General features: G+C 48.5%; 15 protein-coding genes. 2 read left to right on the plus strand and 13 right to left on the minus strand.

Annotation, left to right across the window (positions count from 1 at the left end; translation table 11 throughout):
- Window positions 1-18: 18 nt before the first annotated feature.
- From KJS94_RS11775 to KJS94_RS11795, 5 genes are all read right to left on the minus strand, one after another.
- Window positions 19-1,596 (minus strand): amidohydrolase family protein, encoded by a 1,578-nt coding sequence (locus KJS94_RS11775; RefSeq protein ID WP_214448862.1) that lies wholly within the window; start codon window positions 1,594-1,596, stop codon window positions 19-21.
- A 52-nt stretch (window positions 1,597-1,648) separates the two neighbouring features.
- Window positions 1,649-2,353, minus strand: coding sequence for a hypothetical protein (locus KJS94_RS11780; RefSeq protein WP_214448863.1), 705 nt, complete (start codon window positions 2,351-2,353; stop codon window positions 1,649-1,651).
- Between the two features lie 10 nt (window positions 2,354-2,363).
- Window positions 2,364-3,125 (minus strand): LytR/AlgR family response regulator transcription factor, encoded by a 762-nt coding sequence (locus KJS94_RS11785; RefSeq protein WP_214448864.1) that lies wholly within the window; start codon window positions 3,123-3,125, stop codon window positions 2,364-2,366.
- 8 nt (window positions 3,126-3,133) lie between these two features.
- The gene (locus tag KJS94_RS11790) at window positions 3,134-4,153 is read right to left on the minus strand and encodes a sensor histidine kinase (protein ID WP_214448865.1); all 1,020 of its coding nucleotides are present in this window, start codon (window positions 4,151-4,153) and stop codon (window positions 3,134-3,136) included.
- 62 nt (window positions 4,154-4,215) lie between these two features.
- On the minus strand, window positions 4,216-5,166 hold the full coding sequence (locus KJS94_RS11795; RefSeq protein ID WP_214448866.1) for a fasciclin domain-containing protein: 951 nt from the start codon (window positions 5,164-5,166) through the stop codon (window positions 4,216-4,218).
- A 176-nt stretch (window positions 5,167-5,342) separates the two neighbouring features.
- Between KJS94_RS11795 and KJS94_RS11800 the strand changes: the two genes are divergently transcribed.
- Window positions 5,343-6,047: a 3-keto-disaccharide hydrolase gene (locus KJS94_RS11800; protein ID WP_214448867.1), complete on the plus strand. Its 705-nt coding sequence runs from the start codon at window positions 5,343-5,345 to the stop codon at window positions 6,045-6,047.
- A gap of 59 nt (window positions 6,048-6,106) precedes the next feature.
- Here the strand turns inward: KJS94_RS11800 and KJS94_RS11805 are convergent, their stop codons facing one another.
- Both KJS94_RS11805 and KJS94_RS11810 read right to left on the minus strand, forming a co-directional pair.
- Window positions 6,107-8,473 (minus strand): TonB-dependent receptor, encoded by a 2,367-nt coding sequence (locus tag KJS94_RS11805; RefSeq protein WP_214448868.1) that lies wholly within the window; start codon window positions 8,471-8,473, stop codon window positions 6,107-6,109.
- A 24-nt stretch (window positions 8,474-8,497) separates the two neighbouring features.
- Complete coding sequence (locus KJS94_RS11810) at window positions 8,498-11,941, minus strand: ThuA domain-containing protein (protein WP_239804150.1); 3,444 nt, start codon at window positions 11,939-11,941, stop codon at window positions 8,498-8,500.
- A gap of 245 nt (window positions 11,942-12,186) precedes the next feature.
- Between KJS94_RS11810 and KJS94_RS11815 the strand changes: the two genes are divergently transcribed.
- Complete coding sequence (locus KJS94_RS11815) at window positions 12,187-12,978, plus strand: M90 family metallopeptidase (RefSeq protein WP_214448869.1); 792 nt, start codon at window positions 12,187-12,189, stop codon at window positions 12,976-12,978.
- Here the strand turns inward: KJS94_RS11815 and KJS94_RS11820 are convergent.
- The 6 genes from KJS94_RS11820 to KJS94_RS11845 form a co-directional block, all read right to left on the minus strand.
- On the minus strand, window positions 12,935-13,540 hold the full coding sequence (locus KJS94_RS11820) for a LutC/YkgG family protein (protein ID WP_214448870.1): 606 nt from the start codon (window positions 13,538-13,540) through the stop codon (window positions 12,935-12,937). The two genes, KJS94_RS11815 and KJS94_RS11820, sit on opposite strands and share 44 nt — an antisense overlap.
- Window positions 13,537-14,907, minus strand: a complete 1,371-nt coding sequence (locus KJS94_RS11825; RefSeq protein ID WP_214448871.1) for a lactate utilization protein B — start codon at window positions 14,905-14,907, stop codon at window positions 13,537-13,539. Before KJS94_RS11825 ends, KJS94_RS11820 begins: the two co-directional genes overlap by 4 nt.
- Window positions 14,907-15,650, minus strand: a complete 744-nt coding sequence (locus KJS94_RS11830; RefSeq protein WP_239804151.1) for a (Fe-S)-binding protein — start codon at window positions 15,648-15,650, stop codon at window positions 14,907-14,909. Before KJS94_RS11830 ends, KJS94_RS11825 begins: the two co-directional genes overlap by 1 nt.
- Window positions 15,651-15,739: 89 nt before the next feature.
- Window positions 15,740-18,499 (minus strand): alpha-L-rhamnosidase, encoded by a 2,760-nt coding sequence (locus KJS94_RS11835; RefSeq protein ID WP_214448872.1) that lies wholly within the window; start codon window positions 18,497-18,499, stop codon window positions 15,740-15,742.
- Window positions 18,500-18,595: 96 nt separating this feature from the next.
- On the minus strand, window positions 18,596-20,002 hold the full coding sequence (locus tag KJS94_RS11840; RefSeq protein ID WP_214448873.1) for an FGGY-family carbohydrate kinase: 1,407 nt from the start codon (window positions 20,000-20,002) through the stop codon (window positions 18,596-18,598).
- A gap of 18 nt (window positions 20,003-20,020) precedes the next feature.
- Entirely contained in the window at window positions 20,021-21,295 is a 1,275-nt protein-coding gene (locus KJS94_RS11845) for a sugar isomerase (protein WP_214448874.1), read from the minus strand.
- Between the last annotated feature and the right edge of the window lie 20 nt (window positions 21,296-21,315).

Consider the following 21,315-nt stretch of genomic DNA (forward strand, 5'->3'; position numbering starts at 1 on the left):
TCGACGATCCGAAAACATTTATTCCATACCGGGCTGGGTGATCACAAACCCGGTCCGTTTTTTTTCCTGTTCCACCATCTTCCTTACATCTGCCAGCAGGGCTTTTGCATCATATACCAGGCCGTCCTTGATGGTATACTTCACCCCTCCTTTCCGCATCACCTTATTGTCCTTGTCAAGCACAATAGCTCCTGTTCCGTAAAGGTATTGCAGGTTCTCCAGCGGGTTGGCATCAATGATCACCAGGTCGGCCAACTTTCCTACTTCCACTGAACCCAGTTCCTTATCGACCCCAAGCGCCTCCGCACCATACAAGGTTGCGCTGCGGATCACCTCCAATGGATGGAAGCCGGCCTCCCGCAATAATTCTAACTCCCTTATATAACCGAAACCATACAACTGGTAAATGAATCCATTATCAGAACCGGTGGTGACACGCCCTCCCCTGTTCTTGTATTCATTCACAAAGCTCATCCAGAGCCTGTAATTCTCCCGCCAGGCCACTTCCTGTTCTGTTCCCCAGTTATGCCAATAGGATCCATGCGAGATCCTGCTGGGACTGTAGAATTTCCATAAGGAGGGAAGGGTATACCATTCATGCCACTCAGCCCTTCTTGCCCGATGCAGGTCGCGACTGGCCTCATAGATATTGAAGGTTGGGTCTAGCGTGAAATCAAGGGAAAGGAGTTCGTTCATCACCTTGTTCCAATGGTCGGAATAGGGGGCTGCAGCCTGTTTCCAAAGTTTACCGGCATTCTCAAAACGGTGTTGCTCATTGCCATAATTATAATCGAGCGGATAATCCTGTATGGTGCGATCCGTGAATAGGGCTTCCGGCAAGCCATACCAATGCTCCATACTGGTTAGTCCTGCCCTGGCAGAATGCAATACATTCCAACGGGCAACATCCATCTGTGCATGGTGGAAACAACTGCGCAATCCCAGTTCCTTGTTCTCCCTGATGGCCGCATCAATAACTGCCGGTGCAGCACCAAAGAATTTGATCCCATCAGCTCCTTTCTGGGCATTATCCCTCACCCACTCAATAGCCTGTTCGGCTGTGGTGATGGGCTGCTTTGCTCCCTGGCCAAATGCAGTATAGGCAAAGATCCTGGGCGCCGTAATGGTATTGGCCAAACTCTTCTGCTTGTGTTGCAGGACCCAATCCAACCCGTTTCCGCAACTCGGGTCCCTGATGGTGGTGATACCATGCGCCATCCACAATTTGAAGACATATTCTGCAGGAGTTCCCTGATCCTTGCCGCCAATATGGCCATGCATATCAATAAAACCGGGAAGTACATACATGCCTTCGGCATCGATCTCCTTGCCCCCCTTTATTAAGACCGGTCGCCTTGCCTTGTCAATCGGCACGCCCGGGTAGCCTACTGTTGCTACCTGCACGATCCTATTTCGTTCAATGACAATATCGACGGGACCAATGGGAGGGGCCCCTGTTCCATTGATCAGGATAGCACCCCGGATGATCAGCTGGGGCCAGGGTCCTTCACCATCCTTGCGGTCTGGTGCAGGAGTGATCTGTGCCATCACATTAATAACCAGGAAAAGCAAACAGGATAGAATAATCGCGCGCATAATAGAAGCTTCTCTCCTAATTTAAGCATTTGCCCCAACAAGTGCATTATGCTCACAGAAAGAAGCCGGCGCGGATAGCGAGTCGGCTATAGGTAACCGTTTTAGTAGTGCTGTTTTGAAGGTATTCAGAACGTTGGTAGCGGTAGCCCATACTGAGCAGGAAACCTGCCGTCCTGTTGAAGGGGATCTTCATGCCCAATCCTGCTGCATACATCAGGCCACCCTTAAAATCTTCACCGGCAGAAGAGTTCTGGGTAATATTGAAGCCATATCCCGCGTCCAGGAAATAGAAGGGAATGACTGATCCATCTTTGCGGATATCACCCCTGAAACTACCGAACACCGGGATGATGGTCTGGGTAGCGTAAAGATCTACCCCAACACCGAGCCCGGTAAATGCATACTGGTTCAGTTTATACCCATTCACCGTCTGGAAGGAAAAAGCCGCAGTGGTTACGCCATCAATGGTGGTCTTACCTGCCACCAGAGGCCCTAGTTCCGTAAAATGGCTGAACCCCTTTTCCTTATACTGGTAAGAACCAAAAGCAGGTTCTGTTGCTACCCTTACCACTTCATCCTTCCTCAATACGAATACACTGCCATCCTTGGTCTGTATGGTTATCCCTTTCCCATCATCTGCAATGACCTTACCACGCATACTGCTCCCGTTCTGGAGATATACCACATCCTCCGTCCTGGATTGCGCAGCCAATCCCAAAGCAACAAATAAGAATACCACAATGAAACTTAATCGCATACCCATTACTTTAACTGTCTGCCCATGACCTGAAATCTGTTACCCTTTCCCTGCTTACGATCAACTCATCCTTACCAGTACCTGATTTGATGGTCAGCTTCAGCCTGCTGTTGATATAAGGCTTTACCTGTTCGATCGCACTCACATGCACAATAGTGCTGCGGTTGGCCCGGAAGAACTGGCCGGGATCCAGGACAGTTTCAAGATGTTCGAGTGTATGGTCAATGATATAACGTAAACCATCATGCGTAAATAAGTAAACGATCTTGTTGTCTGCCATGAAATAGGCGACATCACTGATATCTATGAAGAAGCTCTTATTCCCGATCTTACCCAGGAAGCGGCTTTTGTAAGGTTTCTTACTTCTCTGGAAGAATTCCAGCAAGGGGGAGTAATCGGTAACCTGTTGTGCAGATTGTTTCAACAATTGTAGTTTCCGGATCGCAGCATACAAGGCGTCCTTCTCTACAGGTTTGAGCAGGTAATCGATACTCAGGACCTTGAATGCCTGGATGGCATACTGGTCATAGGCAGTGGTAAAGATGACCGGACTGGAAATATCCACCTTTCCAAAAAGCTCGAAAGCATTGCCATCTGCAAGATGGATATCCAATAAGATCAGGTCTGGAGGAGCCTGGTTGCGGAGCCATTGTGCTGTTTCCTCAATGGAGTCTGTACAAGCAACGATCTGGGCTTCAGGACAAACTTCCTGCAATAACAGTTTGATTCGCTCTGTTGCCAGTTGCTCATCCTCAACAATCAATGTACGCATAGGATCAGTTAGGTTATCAATGGCAGGTGCACACTAAAGATGGAATCATCCCTAACCACTTTGATGGACTTGCCGGTCACCAATTCATAGCGCCTGGCTATATTCCGGAGTCCAACCTGGGTAGATTCTTCCACCTGTTTTTTCACCTGAAGGTTATTGCTAACAACCAAACTGTCCATTCCGTTCACTGCAATATCAATTTGAAGGGGATTTTGCTTCGACAATATGTTATGCTTGATGGCATTCTCGATCAGCATCTGGAGGGCACTGGGTACTATACCGGCCTTGAGGTAGGCCTCGGGCACATGGAGGGAAACGGATAAACTTTCGGGAAACCGCTTGAGTAGCAGGAAGATATAAGACTGGATATAATCCAGTTCTGATTGCAGGTCAACCAGTTCTTTCTCCTGGGTTTTCAGGATATGGCGGTAAACCCTGGAAAAAGATTCTATGAAGGCATTTGCTTCCGGATTGTCCTTGATCACCAGGCTGGATAGCACATTCAGGTTATTGAAGAGGAAATGCGGGTTCACCTGGTTCCTTATAGCCTGCAGTTGGGCCTGCACGGTATCACGCTTCAATTTTTCTGCTTCACGGTCCTTCTGGCGATAGGCCTCGGAGAAAAAGGAGATGGCATTGAGGGTATGGAGAAAAAGATTGATCCTGGTGCCATACATGATGCCGAGTTTACGGGCAACATTCAGGCCGTCCGAATGGAGTGCCGGGGAAAACCTCCCCAACAGTGTAATGATGAGGTAAGACAGCAGTACACTGAGAATGGCACCGGTCACAAAGAGCAGGCCCAACCATTTCCATGGATGCAGGATATCCTTCCTGGAGGCCAGCCATCTTTCCACCAGCCTGTTGGATTCCCATACGGCAATGGTGATCAAAAGCATGGCCAGCAATGCCACATACCATGAAGTATTGATCTGGTACCGGTCATACACTTCTGCAAAGAGCGTATTGAGAAAAGAATACGCTCCAAGTAAAAGCATGAACAAGTATCGGTACCGGTACGCAAACATAGTATGGGGTTAATAGAACCGTTCCTTCAATGGTTCATTGAAGGAACGGTTGGGATACACTATCAAAGGATCACCCTGTCGACAACATGGATAACACCATTGGTAGCGGTAATGTTGAAGGTAGCACCGGGTGTGGTGGTCACCACATTGCTTTGGGGACTGGCACTGCCCGTTACTTTCACTCCCGGAGGGTTGGTTCCTACGGTCAGTGATGTACCTGTGCGAATGGTAGGAGCAGTTGCGCCATTGCTCAGGTCACTGGCGTATACGTTAGTGGCAATAACGTGCTGGCGAACAATATTGGCTACAGTCAGGCTATCAGCGGCATTGATGTCAGCAGGACTGTTAAAGCCGGCGGCATTGAAAGCTGCATTGGTGGGCGCAAACACGGTATACTTACCGGCTGCGGACAGTTCATCAGCCAATCCTGCCCTCACTACAGCTGCAACCAGGATGGAGAAATTAGGGTTATCGATGGCGATCTGAGCGATCGTTTTTGTTGGTGGCATCAGCACCCCATTGATCACATGGATGATACCGTTGCGGGCGCTCACATCTGCTGTTTTCACGCCAATACCATTAACGAATACACCATTCGCATTCTTGGAAGCGAAAAGCAATTGTCCACCCAGGGTCCTAACGCTATCAGACGCAGGAACAGAACCGGAAGGAACGGCAGCCCCTACTGCATGGTACAATAAGATACCGGCCACATCTGCAGGTGGAAGGCCGTTGATCACACTGGCAGTAATACCTGCGGCCCTGAAGGCACTGTTATCAGGCGCAAATACAGTGATATTGCCGGGGGCATCCAGTGCTGTAGCCAATCCCGCACGGGCAATGGCCGCATTCAGGATGGAGAAACTGGTATCCCTGTCCACTACCTCAGCAATGGAAAGATTACCTGGGTCTGGTTCCGGGTTGTCATTATCATCATCACAAGCGGTGAACATAGTGGCAGATAGTGCCAGCATAGCGAGGAGAAGACGGCTTTTGAAGAATATCTTTTTCATGAGATGCATTTTGGTAATAACAACAACAGATCCTGCACATGGATATGGGAACGGGAGTGAACTGCAGGATCACGGGAGTGAATTGTCAACCAGCGCCAGAGAGTAGCATAATGCTGAAGACGAGGAATAATATTGTTTAAGGATGGAGCGCTAACTTTAATAAAAAATAAACACCCATGAATACCCAGAGCAGAAAAGCCTTCGCAGCACTACCCCTGGCCTTTGGTATACTTCTGTTCAGTTGCAGCACTCCTTCCAAAACAGGCGGGAAACCGTCAGCCCTTTTCAATGGCAAGGACCTTAGCGGATGGCATGCAGATGTCCCGGCTATGGATACAGTGGCCAATCTCCAAATTCCATTTTTTGTTAAGGACGGGGAACTGATCAGCAATGGCGAACCAAGGGGCCACCTCATCACCAACGAAGTCTTCAGTAACTACACCCTCGATATTGAATACCGTTTCATTGGCAAGCCGGGTAACTGCGGAGTTTTGGTGCATGCCTCCACACCAAGGTTCCTGTATAAGATGTTCCCCAAATCAGTTGAAGTGCAAATGATGCATGAGAATGCCGGTGATTTCTGGTGCATCGGTGAAGACATCAGTGTTCCGGATATGGAAAAAAGAAGGGGACCTAAGGATAAATGGGGAACTATAGAAGGCAAGGAAAGAAGGATCATCAACCTTACCGATGGATCAGAAAAGCCGCTGGGCGAATGGAATACCATGACCATCCGCTGCATGGAAGACTCCGTCAAGGTTTGGGTGAATGGCATCCTGGTCAATGAAGGATTCAATGCCACGGCAACAAAGGGACAGATCGCCATCCAGGCTGAAGGTGCACCTGTTGCTTTCCGGAAAGTCAACCTGACCAAAAATTAAAAAATGCATTCGCAAGCTGTTGGCTTGCGAATGCATTCTCAATTGTATACGCAGTTTTATTAAAACCTTGTTGTAGCCGTAACCCCAATGGTCTTGGGATTGCCCAGGTGGACGGCCCCAAAATCATACGCGTAAGCGATATACTCCCTGCCAGTGAGGTTCCTTACCCAGAAGAAGCAATCGATCTTCCTGGAACTCACACCCAACCTGGCATTCAGCAATTGGTAAGGATCCTGGCGAATGGAATTGCCAAGGTCGAAATACTGCTGGCCCAGGTAGAACCATTCAACCCTACCTACCAATGATACCTGCTTTTCCTTTACCAGCGGAAGGCTGTACTGCGTCATCAGCATGGAAGTGACATCAGGTGTGAAGAGTTGTTTCTTTCCTCCAAGGTCAACCTCATCCCCACCCTGTGAAACTTTTAATGAACGATAGGATGCATCCGTATAACCGAAGCTATACTGCACATCAAGGTTCCTGATCGGCTTGGCTGCCAGTTCCGCTTCAAATCCCTTGCTCTCCAGTTCACCGGTATTCCTGGTCACCGTAATAGCATCCGGCAATACCAGTGTAGGTACCTGGGCATTGTTCACGGTGGTATAGAAGGCTGTCAGGTTAAGGCGAACCCTTTCATTGCGGAAGAGGTTCTTCCATCCCAACTCTATGTTATTGCTATACTCCGGGTCATAAGGGTACAAAGGCGGCTGTGACGGGTCGGAAGACAATTGGGTTAATCCGCCCGTACGGAAGCCCCTGCTGTAATTCAGGAAGAGGTTACTATGATCATTCAGCTTGAAGGCAAGGCCGAGCTTCGGTGACAAGGCACTGAAGTTAGCCGTTGCAGCCGTATCGGGCTGGGTAACAAAAGCATCCCCACCATCCGGCTGGAACTCACCCAAAACCTGCAGCTTCCTTGATTCGTAATCGTAGCGCATGCCTCCGGTCAATGATAACCTGGCTGTCAGGGCATACTCCAACTGGCCAAATAGTGATACACCTGTATTCTTGCCTGTTGAAGTATTGATGGTAGAAAAATTAGTCATGGGTGCACCCAGCATTTCAGCATCCTCCCCAAAATGGGTGGCCTGCTTCACCGGGTTTTGCTGATGGAAGAAATAGGAACCAGCTACCCATTTCATCCGGGAGGACTTACCGGTGGGTGAACTGAACCTGAACTCCTGCGTGAACACTTTCACTTTGTTCCAGTCGGAGCCAAAATCATTGATCACTTCTACCGCATCCAATGGGGAGAAATCACCATCGATCGGGGATTCATAATAACGGTGGTTGGATTGGTATGCGGTCTGGGAGTTGAACAGGAATCCCTTGCCATCATATCGGATATCCAGTGAAGCATTCAGGGTATTGTCCACCATCTTGCCGATCGCATTCTGGTTGAGCTTATAGGGATTGCCAAATGCCTCTTCCGTTCCAAACACCATGGGGAATGCGCCATTGTTGCGGTTATTCTGGTGCTTCACATTAAGGGTAAAGGCCCAACGATCGCTTGGCAGGAAACGCAAATAATAATTCCCGGTCAGGGCAGACTGGTCATCAAAGGAACGGCCATTGAAATCATTGGTGTAATACCCATCCCTTGTCTGGTACACTGCAGAAGCACCAAAGAACAGCTTGTCCTTGACCAATGGCGTGCGGATACCTGCTGCATAACGCTGCATATTGTAATTGCCCACACTCACTTCGGCAAAGCCATTGGTGGTATTACCCGGTTGCTTCGTGATGATGTTAATAACGCCACCCATGGCGTTCCTTCCATACAGGGTTCCCTGTGGACCGCGCAAGACTTCAATGCGATCAATATCCGCAAGCTGGGGAATATAGGTATCCAGGCTGAACTGGTTCACCCCATCCACATATACTGCAACGGCCGGGTCATAGGAGGTGGTTGTAATGCCACGGATCGACACCACATTGCGTTCATCACCCGAGTTATTGGCATAAAAGTTGGGAACGATTGCCGTGAGCTCCTTTGTATTCCATAATCTATATGCCTGTACCTCCTTCCCGTTCAGGGCCGTGATGCTTCCTGGTGTACGGTTTAATACTTCCTCCCTTTTCTGGGCGGTCACCACCACCCCGTCCAGTTGCACCGACTGGTCATTCAGCACTATGGAAACATCACCCGCCTGGCCTGCAGCAAGGATATGGGTCTGTGCTGCATACCCAATCCTGGTCAACTCAAGGGTGTACTCACCCGCAGCTATACCCGAAAAACTGAAACTGCCATTCGCGTCCGTTACTACCCAACGGTTACTGTTCAACAGGTGGACGATTACGTTCGCTACGCCTTTCCCGTCCTTATCTTTTACCACTCCACGGATCACATCACTTTGCTGGCCAATGACCATCGAACCCAACGCCAGCATCAAACCAATAAAAAATAACCTTAACCCGATTCTCATGTTTATTCCTTGTTTTTATTCCATTCATTTAGCTATCAATTGCAAGCCCTGGATAGCCACTATTGCCGGTTCATTGGGATCCAGCGCCTTGCTCACGATATATAAGTTGTGCAATTTACCATCTGTCACCGGACTGATCATGAAGTTGATGGCCGTGCCTCCAAATCCTGTCTTACCTGCAGGCGGCAAACCACTGTTCAAGGTAGCTTCTCCCACTTTGGTACCGGTGGGTGAGTCCAATCGCATTTCAAAAACAAATGGTTTGGCTGGTGGTTCACGATAGGCAATGATCATCATCGCTGCATTCACACTGGTCAGGTCAATGCCATCAATACTGAAATAGCCTTCCGCCTTGGGCACGATCATGAGGTCCATTCCGTTGTAGTTGAACTTCGAGTATTCCTTCATGGTAGTAACTGCACCCAGGGCGATCTTCGCACTCTTCAGGGTAACAGATGTTCCGCCGGTCAATGGCTTGATATTGTTTCCGCCCTTATCGGTATAACTGGCAGAGAGGATCAATACCCCATTGTCAGTAGGTTTCTTCTCGAGGGTTGACTTTACTGTTCCACTTGCCGGCAGTGAGGCCTGCTTGTTGGCATCGGCCGCAAGCGACTGGATCCAGGCTACGATCTGGCGGGCATCAGATTCCTTCAGGTCGGGGTGGGCCGACATCGCCGTTTCACCCCAAACACCAGAACCCCCTTTCCTGATCTTGTTCACCAGGTAGGTCACCGCATCTGCTCGACCCTTATAGCGTTTGGAAACATCGAAATAGGAAGGACCGATGGATTTCTCATTCTCCTTATGACAGGCCTTACAATCGAGCGATTGTACCAGGCTCTTGCCAACCGTGATCTCCGACATTTGGAGGTGACCCATATTGGCTCCTGCCTTGTCGGGGCTTTCGAGGTAATCGGCTGACACATGCAGGCCTGACAGGTCAGTGGCTGCGGTGGGATCATTCTTATCATTCACCTTCACTTCATAGGAAACGGTCTTGCCGGGGAAATAGAAGCTCTGGTTACCCTTGATCTGGATACTCACCTCCGGTGCATCATTTCCTGCATACACATCAACGGGCTTGCTCTTCACTGCAGCTATCTGGTCGTCTACCACTTCCACATTGATCGCATAATCCCCGATCTTATTATATGTATACTCCAATACAGGCGCTGTCGTTTCCTTCTTCTCGCCATTACCCAGGTCCCAGATATAGGTCAGCTTACCACGCTCGGGGTCCCTGGCTTCCACTGTTGCCTTTACCTTGAAGGGAAGGGCGCCGGAAAGCTTCTCTACCTTGATATCACCGACCTTGGGTGAAAGGTTACCGGCATTGTAATCGATCCTGGACAGGCCCGCATCGGGGTTCTTACTGAACCAACCGCTGCCGTATTCCAGCAGGTACAACCGGCCATCGGGTCCGACTTCCATATCGATCAATGAATTGAATTTGGTATTGGGCATGAAGGGTTCCATCTTGTCAAAATCGCCATTCTCCTGCATGGTCACCAGCTTCACCCAACCCCTGATCCAGTCATAGATGATGAGCTTGCCATTGAAATAATCAGGCATCCTTGTTTCCTTGGGGAACATATCGGTATAGTACACTGGACCGGCCATGGCATTGCGTCCGCCTGTTCCCACCTGCGGGAAATCAGGGGATGCACCATAGGGATACCAGATAAATGCGGGTTGCGCAGGTGGTAGTTCCTTTATACCGGTATTGTTCCTGGAATCATTGATCGGCCTGGCCGGATCGAATGCAGGACCGGATTTTCCTGTCGCATAGTCATAACTGTTATAGGGATAATTATTACCGACAAACAATGGCCAACCAAAGAAGCCTGCCTTTCTTGCCTGGTTCACTTCATCATAACCGCGGGGGCCCCTTGATCCAATACTGTCATTGCCGGCATCGGGACCTACTTCACCCCAATAGAGGTAGCCCGTCTTCTGGTCAATGGAAATGCGGTAAGGATTACGGTTACCCTGCACGTAGATCTCGGGCCTTGTTCCTGCTGTGCCCCTGGGATAGAGGTTACCTTCAGGGATCTCGTAGCTGCCATCATCCTTCACCCTGATCCTGAGGATCTTCCCCCGCAGGTCATTGGCATTACCGGAAGTACGGCGGGCATCATACTGCTCATGGCCCGGACGGTCATCCAATGGTGCAAAACCATGGTTCACATAGGGCTGTTTGGGTTCATCGAAGGGCGTTGAATTATCACCGGTAGAGAGGTAGAGCAATCCGTCCTTGTCAAAGGCAATGGATCCACCGGTATGGCAACAGATCTCGCGCTGCGAATACAATTCCAGGATGGTCTTTTCCTCCACCAGGCTATCCTTCACCAGCTTAAAGCGGGAAAGCCTGTTGACAGAAGTATCTATCGGGCTATAGTAAACGAAAACAAACCTGTTTTGCTCAAAGTTGGGATCGGCCTTGATGCCCAATACCCCTTCCTCAGCATTCACCCCGTGGGTATTGGTCTTCCAATAGACATTCAGCATTTTGGCCAGCTTAACAGTAGAATCGCCCTGCTTCTTCAACAGGATCTCACCCCTGCGCTGCGCTACCAGGATATCGAGGTTGGGCAAAACGGTCATTTCAGTGGGTTCAAAAAACTCACCTGTTACCAGCATGGTCTTGGTAAATCGCTCTTCCACCGGCACATTCAGCGTACGGGCCTTGGAATAATCCAGCTTCTTGTTCTTGCCGATGGCATACCGGATACCTCCCAGCAGATGTTTTACAAATGGCTCTTCGGTAAAGGTTTCCTTGGTATGGCCCAGGTTGGTATAGAAGGCACGACCACCATCATATTCATGGTACCAGGAAATGGGATGGTTGTCACCGTTCTTACCGCCATTATAGGTCTTCTCATCCACGGTCACCAATACCTTCAGGTCCTTGGAGATCTTCTTGAAGCTGTAGAACTCATCGGTCCTGGTCCAGGTTTCCTGGAGATGTTTGGTAGAAATATGCTCGCGGTCAACCACATGCAGGGTTCCCTGTTGCACATTCGGGAAGGTATCGTTGATGCCGGGATGGTCAAGGAAATAAGCTCCCGCCAGCCTGCCATACCAGCCCCATTCATATTCGGTATCCGCGGCGGCATGGATGCCCACATAGCCCCCGCCAGCCTGGATGTATCGTTCAAATGCCGCTTCCTGGTAGTTGTTCAGCACATCACCCGTGGTGCTGAGGAAGATCACAGCCGAATAATTCTTCAGGCTATCATCCGTGAAATACTCACTATTGGTAGTGGTATCCACCTCAAAGCCGTTCTCTTTACCGAGCTTGTTGATGGCCACAATACCATCATCAATGGATTGGTGATGGAAACCTGCAGTTTTGCTGAAGACCAGGAGCCTGGGCTTTCCAGGGCGACTGGAACAGGATGGCATGCTAAGCGTCAGGGCGCCGGCCATAATAATCAAGGCGATGGCTGCTAAGGATCTGAACATTGCGTTTCTATTTTTGAAGTCTGGTTATGCTGACTCGAACATGGGCTGGCTGCGCCCAGGCAGATTGCCAAATATAACCTTTCCATTTCATATAGTCAATCTGACACAATGAAACCACCCATTCGTTCAGGCAATCGCCGTTTGAAATTACCGATTGGCAGGATTCAGGGTGCTCAATATTTACGCATTACTGATACAATCTTATTGGGAATACCCGGCATCCCGCAGAAACAGTATATTGGGATATGTTTGGATTGGTATTCTTTGCAGTGGTCATTATTGCTGTCTTCCACTGGCGCAGCCAGAAGGAACAGCAACAAAGGGATACGCCCATCCCGGAAAACCTGGAAGGCATCCTCGAAGGGGAGGTGACCTATTACCGTTCCCTTAGCACAGCTGAACAGGAACGCTTCAGGGCATCTGTCATCAGTTTCCTCCGCCATACCCGTATAGAAGGGGTGGGAACCGAGATCGATACTACCGACAGGGTGTTGGTGGCAGCCAGTGCCGTGATCCCTATTTTCGGCTTTCCTGACTGGGAATACCGCAACCTTACCGATGTGATCATTTACGATGACCACTTCAATGAATCCTTCCAGGCCGAAGGCAGGGACAGGCAATTCATGGGAATGGTGGGAAGTGGTTACCTCAACGGGAAGATGCTGTTGAGCAAACCAGCCCTGCGGGAAGGTTTTAGTAACAAGACCGACAAGCACAATACGGCCATCCATGAGTTTGTGCACCTGCTGGATAAAGCGGACGGTGCGGTTGACGGAATACCGGAAGCATTACTTGCCAAACAATACAGCATCCCATGGCTGGACCTGGTACACAGGAAGATCAATGATATCCTGGCCGACCGTTCAGATATCGATCCCTATGGAGCCACCAATAAGGCGGAATTCTTTGCCGTGGCCGCTGAATACTTTTTCGAACGACCCGACCTGCTCAGGACCAAGCATCCCAAACTCTTTGACATGATGGAGATGATCTTCAGGCAGGATCCGACCCGCCATTCCCCAAAATCACCACAGTAAGGGATTTCGGTCCATGGGCGCCAATGACAAGGGATTGTTCAATATCCGCCGTCTTTGAAGGACCGGCAATAAAAACGCCAAATCCTTCAAGATCTCCTGTGATCCTTTCATAGGCTTCATGCATATTGGCAACAATCTCTCTTTCGTTCACCACCAATACCAGTTGCTCACATATAAATGGCAGCACCCGGATCCCCATCTGCTTTTCGCTAAGCCAAAGGGCACCATTTTCTGCTACGGCAAAAGCAGCAGGCATTACAGCAGATTGAATGAGGGCTAAGTCAGTATTATCCAGCGGCATTAATGTTGGCGCATCAGGATGATGATAGAGATTAACGATGGCCTGGCCTTCACAGTATTCATCGATGAACTGCTGGAAATCATGCTGGGAATCCAACCGGATAACACTGGCGCCTACTGTTTCAGCCAAAGCCCGAAACTGGCTCCACCAATTATTCCTGTCCGTCCGGCAAACCATGCTGCTATACTTGATATCATCAAGCGGAATGAAGGAAGGCTTACTGTTGCGCACCTTGTCCAGTATAATTGACCTGGCTTTCATAACTGACCATTTTTTACATACCATTCCCTGAAGCTTTCCTTTGGCGCTTCAGGCATTTCCCTTTGCTTGTACCATGGGTTGATGGATTTCCGGTTGATCATTGCCGGCCAATTTCGCAACACCCATCTTGCCATTCTTCCTGTTATCCTATACACAAACGGGCTAGAAAGGACAGTGGCCGTCACGCGCATCGAAAGTCTTTTAAAAAGACCAAATTGTTTCTTATCAGCAATCACCTGCCGCCATTTCCACAGTTGTTCGTGGATATTGATCTTTACTGGACAGACATTGCTACAGGACCCGCATAAGGTCGATGCAAAAGGAAGGTCGGCATTTGCCTTCAGGTCAAGATTTGGACTGAGAATGGAACCAATTGGTCCTGCAATGGCGGTATGGTAACTATGTCCCCCACTCCGCCGGTAAACCGGGCAGGTGTTAAAGCATGCCCCACAACGGATGCATTTCAGGGAATTCCGGAAATCTTCCTGGCCCAATAACCTTGACCTTCCGTTATCAACCAACACGATATGTATTGCCCTTCCCCGGGCAGGTGTCCGGAAATGGCTTGTATAGGCTGTTATGGGCTGCCCGGTTGCACTCCTAGCCAACAATCTGGTAAACACCCCGAGGTGTTTCTGCGAAGGGATAAGCTTTTCAATACCCATAGCAGCGATATGAACTTTCGCCAGATGTGCGCCCATATCAGCATTACCTTCATTGGTACATACCACAAACTCACCCGTATTAGCCACGGCAAAATTGACTCCTGTTATGGCCAATTCTGCTTCAATGAATCGCTCACGCAAATGGTCCCTGGCCGCAGATGTAAGGTAAACCGGGTCATGGTTACCCAACTCCGTACCCAGTTTTTGGTGAAAGGTTTTGCTTACCTCCTCCTTCTTCAGGTGGATGGCGGGTAAAACGATATGGCTGGGCGGTTCGTCCCTGAGTTGGACAATCCTCTCCCCAAGGTCCGTATCAACCACCTCAATCCCGAGATCCTTCAGGTGATCATTCAAATGGCATTCTTCCGTGAGCATACTCTTACTCTTGACCACCCGGGAAACACCGTTCTCCCGAATAATTCCAGCAATGATCGCATTATGCTCCGCGGCATCCCTGGCCCAATGAACCTTGATACCATTCGCTATGGCATTCCGTTCAAATTCTTCCAGGTAATAATCAAGATTGGACAAGGTATGCGCTTTGATATCAGATGCCCATTGCCTGAGCTGCTCCCATTCAGGAATGTTGTGGGCAGATCGGTCGCGTTTCTGTCTTATCCACCAGAGTGTTTCGTCATGCCAATCAGTCATTGACTCATCAGCATTGAAAACCTCGGCTAACTCAGCATGTTTCTTTTTCATTATTGGCAATTCAAAATCTCAGCAATATGCATCACCCTGATCTTACTCCCCTGTCTTTTAAGCAATCCTTCCAAATGCATCAGACAACTGACATCACATCCGGTAATTACATCCACCTCATTGGACTGATGCTCCCTGATCCGGTCCTTGCCCATCTTTACACTTACAGCTTCTTCAAAGACGCAGAAAGTGCCACCAAATCCACAACACTCATCCTGTCGTTCAGGCAACTGTACCTGGATACCATCAACCATGCCCAGCAACATGGCCGGCTTGGAAAATCCAGGCATATTCAACTCGGTCATGGAGCTCAAGCCCAGTCCCCGCTGGCCATGGCAGCTATTGTGGAACCCGACCTTATAAGGGAAATACGCTTCAAGCTTCTCTACTTTAAGGACATCGGTCAGGAATTCTGTCAACTCATAGATAGTTGACCTGATATGAGTACTTAATGAGGGAGATTTCCCGTCTGGTAAATGCTCCTTGATGTGTAACACACAACTTCCGGATGGCGCAACAACATAGTCCACACCGGCAAAATTGGCAACGAAATTCTTCTCACACCCTTTTGTCAGTTTACTGAAACCACTATTTGCCAAAGGCTGACCACAACAAGTCTGTTCCAGCGGAACAACTACATCGCAGCCCAACTTTTGTAACAGCTGCAAAGTTGCAATGGCGACCTGCGGATAGAACTGATCAATATAACAGGGAACAAACAATCCAACTTTCATACTAGGCATTCGCAAAAAATTTGGCGCATTTAATAGGACTCCCTGACAGTTGGAGCGGAACCAGAAGCCATGGTGGCTCAGGAACTGATACACCTGAATTACATTTCAGCAGATGAAACGGTAATGGTATAGCTGCCTGATCCCAGCTCTACACAAGGCTTTCCACTTACTTCCTCCAGGCTTAGCTTACCGGGAAAACCAGCCAGGCTAACCCCATTGATCATTATATTACCTGCTTTACCAAAAGGCATGATCAATTTTGCTGATGAATTACAGGGAACCTCAACTATCCATTTGAACCCTTTCTCATCCATCTCCCAGCTACTCACTATCCTCCCATAAAAAGTATGTAATGAGGCATTGGCTTTCTTAAGGCGCTTATCCGGGAAGGGAGCAATTATAGCCCGCTTATACCCCGGTGCATTGGGGTCGGTATCAATGCCCGTGGAGAATCGATACATCCAATCGCCAATTGCCCCATAGGCATAATGATTGAATGAATTCATGCTTTCTGTCTGGAAACTACCATCCGGTTTCTGTCCATCCCATCTCTCCCAGATCGTCGTGGCACCTTGGGTAACCGGATAAAGCCATGAAGGATATTTTTCCCTTAGCAGTAACTGATAGGCCAGGTCCGTTTTCCCAAAGCGGGTAAGCACCTTACAGATATAGGGTGTTCCTAAAAAGCCGGTGGTAATATGTGTACTGTAACTTTTAATATTCTCTTCCAACCTGTCAGCGGCCTGCATCCTTAAATGTTCCGGAAGCATGTCAAACTCAAGGGCCAGTACATAGGCAGTCTGTGAAGAGGATACAAGCCTTCCTGAAGCCGTCACATATTCTTTATTGAAAGCTGCCTTAACCTTCTCCAGCAAAGCACTGTACTGCCTCGCATCTTCACTGAGACCAAGTACATTTGCCGCATTGATCAGCAACTGGGTGGAATGGGCATAAAAACATTGCGCAATAAGGTACTTGTCGGTTAATGCCGCCCTTCCGTCATTGTCATCATCAGGACGGTAAAACAACCAATCCCCAAAATGAAACCCGGAATTCCATAGGTCATCCTTACTCTTCGATCGAATGAACTCCACCCATTTCTTCATCATGGGATATTGCTTTTGCAGCAATTGTTTGTCGCCATAAACCTGGTATAAATTCCAGGGAATTATAGTAGCGGCATCACCCCAGCCGGCTGAACCGGCAAAGCCAGTACCCAAAGCGTTGGGCACTACATAAGGAATACTGCCATCTTTCAATTGGTCTGCTGCCAGATCATCCATCCACTTGGCAAAGAACGAATACACATTCCTGTTAAAGGCTGCTGTCCGAAAGAAAACCTGCGCATCCCCTGTCCAGCCCAGACGTTCATCCCTTTGGGGGCAATCGGTTGGCACATCAAGGAAATTCCCCTTCTGCCCCCATTGGATATTGTGTTGAAGCTGGTTAATAAGCGGCAGACCTGATTGGAATTCTCCTGTTTTGGCCATATCGGAATGCAATACAATAGCTTCAAAATCTGAAGTATCAATAGCCTCTCGAATACCTTCGAGTTTTATATACCTGAAACCAAAAAATGTAAAATGCGGTTGGAGTAGCTCTTCTTCCTTGCCTTGTAGTACATATTGCATTCTTGCCTTCGCAAGCCTCAGGTTGGTCGTGTAAAAATTACCATTCCTGTCAAGCACCTCGGCATGGTAGACCTTGATCGTATCACCCTTACGGCCATTTGCCTTTATCCGCACCCAACCTACAAGGTTTTGCCCGAAATCCAGGACCACTTCACCTTTGGGGGTTTGGATCAATTTGATGGGCTTGATAACCTCTTGTTGTCGTATCGCTTCATTGAAGGTAGGGACAAGATTAGTAAGTGTATGACTACCTAACCTTGCCTTTACCCAGTCGCGACCTTGAAAACCCGGTTGGTTCCATCCCGCCTGTTCCTGGTTGGCATCTATGGTTTCCCCATGATAAAGCTCCGAATACCTGATCGCTCCGGTACCAGAGGACCAGCTTTCATCCGTTGCGATCCATTCCCTGGTTCCATCGGCATAGTTCACCTGGATTTGCGCCAGTAAGCCCAGCTTGTTACCAAACACATTCTTATTGTTCTCCCAGGCAAGATAGCCCCGATACCATCCATTGGCCACCGATGCGCCAATCGCGTTCACCCCATTCTGCAAAAACTTAGTGACATCATACTGTTGGTACTGCAGCCGATGGGCATAGCTTGTCCAACCCGGAGTAAAATAATCATTGCCAACACGCTTTCCATTGACAAATGCCTCATACATTCCGTGGGCAGTTATAAAGAGAACAGCAGATATAATTTTCCTGTTTATGGCAAAGTCCTTCCGGAAATACTGAACCGGCCGGTTCACCGTATCCTCTTCAAATCCGGCTTCTATCCATTTGGCCTTCCAATCTTCATTCCTGAGCAAGGCCATCTGCCAGGATGCAACTGGGCTCCAGGAAGAACGCTTACCATGATTATCCCAGATCCTGACCTGCCAGAAGTAAGTTTCTCCCGATTGAAGGGCAGGACCTCCATAGGGAACATGAACGGATTGCTGGCTTTCTACCTTTCCACTACTCCAGACCAGCTTCTTGCCAGCCACCAGTCTGGAAGGATCTTTTGAGACCCTTATCTCATAGGCCGTTTGACTTGTATTGAAAACCGGGGAGGATATTTCCCAACTAAATTTAGGACGGTCAGCAGCTACACCAACGGGTGATACCTTTCCTTCGCACCAGGCAGTATTGATCCGTGGCTGGGCTATGCCAACTGCCTTGACCAATAGCAGCGCGATTAACAATAGAGCCAAAATCCTGTACTTCTTAACAGCAGCCTTTACCATGATTATTTATTGTTGCGTTTGATAGTGTTCATTTATCGTCAATTCAGATTCTTGCATCAATGGGTGCACCTTTTCTTAATTTCTACAATAATGTTGTTATGTATGGAACTGATCGATAGGATTATCAGACGGGGCGAAATACTTTAACTCGATCATATCATTAGGGAGGGGATGGGTATTCCAGGAAGAATGAATGGCCAATGCTGCACCCAATGCAGTAGCCTGTGGCATGGAAGCAGCATACAATTCCATATCAGGCATAGCATTGGAAAGCATATTCATATAGACCTGGTTCTTGCTGAACCCTCCATCCACAAAAATCCTTCTCACCGGAGTTCCATCGGTGACCAGTTTAGTAGCCACCACCTGTATTTGTACGAGATCCTGAACCAACTGGTAATAGGCTTCCTCGTCAGAATCAAAGTTGTCCAGTTCCCTGTTTTTGAACAGGGACTCCTTCAACACACCCTCATGATAGCTGACAGGCCTTAATAGGTCAGCTTTCTCCCTCAGGGCATGCATGACCCGGTGGTCATAGATCAATGATCGGTACTTCTCAGGGTCCTGCATAAAATGGGCAGCAATCCTTTTAACTTGGACATCATGTTCATTCCCGCTAAACAATCGGGATGCCTTAACGGGTGTTCCCTGGTAACTGATATAAGATAAGCAGTCTGATTTCAACTCGTCATCAGTGAGGGGTGCAGTATTATAGGGATTCAGGGTAATACACCAGGTGCCGGTTGAGACCAACGCAAAGGGTTCCCGGAAACTTACCAGGTAAGGAATAAGGGCAGCAGAGCTATCATGAAGGCCAATTCCAACTTCAAAAAACTCACCGGCAAATGAGGAAAGGATAGTATGGCTTGAAGGAGCAATAGGTGCTAATTTCTCCATAAGGGACTCATCCCTTAACCATCTATGATAAGTATTCCCTGTAAAATCCCACATACCGGTATGACAGCCGATACTTGTTACTTCGCTAAAAGCCTGGTGGGTCAGCAGATAACTGAAATATTGGGGAAGATGCAGGGCATACATGGTTGAGGCAAGCAATGCTGGTTGCTCATGCTTCAGTCGATAAAGCTGTAATCCAGCATTCAGGCTTCCCAATACGGGCGATGCAGTGGCCAGCGAAAACGATGATTCATCGCCATACTGATCGTAGAATTTCTTCCTAAGATAGGCCGGAAAAGGTTTAAGGTAATTATACAAAGGGGTTAATGGAATACCGTCCTTATCAATGTAAACCAGGCTAGCCCCATATGTGGAGAAGTTAACGGCCTTCAGCTCCCATTCATTGTGCCGTACAAGGCCCCTCAGCCAATGGAAGACCATTTGCCTGATCTGGTCCAGGTTGTCACAGGGAAAATCATTTTCATCAGCTATTTCCGGGAACTTCACAGAAGATTCATCAACCAGGTTGTAATGGTCGTCAAAAAGCAATAACTTTTTATTGGTCTTCCCGATATCAAATACAGCTATTACCGGCAACCTGCGCATATCGTTTGTTGAAGATGTTTATAATCCTGTGGCAGTTCTTCCTGTTCCCCTCTCATGGATAAGTGTTGACCTTACTTTTAGGTCACGGTATAGTTTCAAAGGTGCAATTGCCCCTCCAGCCCTGAGGCGGGCCTCAGCAACTAAACTTCTTACATCCGTCCTGAATGCCCCTTGCAATAACTCTTGTGCCCAAACAACATCATTGGAGCCCTGGGCCTCAGCCAGCTGCTCCTGATCCAGCAGTAATGCCTGCGCATAAGCTAACTGAATGGCCTCTACAGACTGCAACAGGTCTTCCAGCGGATCTTTCACATTATGGCTGGCATCGATCATCCAGCCAAGGTCAGTAGCGTGATTCATGCCACGGGCATCCATTCCTTCAACCAGTTCCTTGAAAATTAAGAACAATTGATATGGTTTAATACTTCCCACTGTGAGGTCATCGTCACCATACTTGCTATCGTTGAAATGGAATCCACCTAACTTCCCTTCCATGAGCAGGAGGGAAACGATCTGCTCAATATTGGCATTCGGCAGGTGATGACCCAGGTCAACCAGTGTGTAGGCCTTTTCCCCCAATTTGGAGGCAAAGAGATAGGACTGGCCCCAATCCCCAACCGTAGTGGAATAAAAATTGGGTTCAAAGGCCTTGTACTCAACAAACATTTTCCAATTGGAAGGTAATGCCTGGTATATTTCCTGTAAGCTCTCCAGGGTATTCTGGAATGCCTTACGGAAATTCAACTGGCCAGGGAAACAAGATCCATCTGCCAGCCATACAGTCAGGGATTGTGAACCAAGGTTCACTCCATGCCTGATCACTTCTATATTATGGTCTATAGCCTGCTTCCTGACAGCCTTATCTACATGCTGCAGGGAGCCGAACTTATAACTAAGCGATTGGCCGGGTTGATCCTGGAAAGTGTTGGAGTTCACGGCATCAAATCGCAATCCATGTTCGGCAGCCAGGGATTTTATGGCAAGAATATCATCGGGTATATCCCATGGAATATGCAGGGAAATAGCTCCGCTACTGCGATTCAAGGCATGTAATAATCCCACATCCTCTATCTTCTCGGAAAGGCTGCCAGGTTCACCACCACCGGAGAATCGTCCAAACCTTGTGCCACCGGTACCTAAGGCCCAGCTTGGGATGGCTACCTGGAATTCCATGAGCTTTCCAATAATGGCCTCCAGCTTATTTATATCGGCCGCTACATATTCAAACCGATCCTTATGCCCTTGCAGTAAGGAGTGATTATGGTCTTGAATGGTTGATTGTTCTATCCTCATAGTATATAGCAAGTATCATT

This window comes from Flavihumibacter rivuli, assembly GCF_018595685.2.
Lineage (GTDB): Bacteria > Bacteroidota > Bacteroidia > Chitinophagales > Chitinophagaceae > Flavihumibacter > Flavihumibacter rivuli.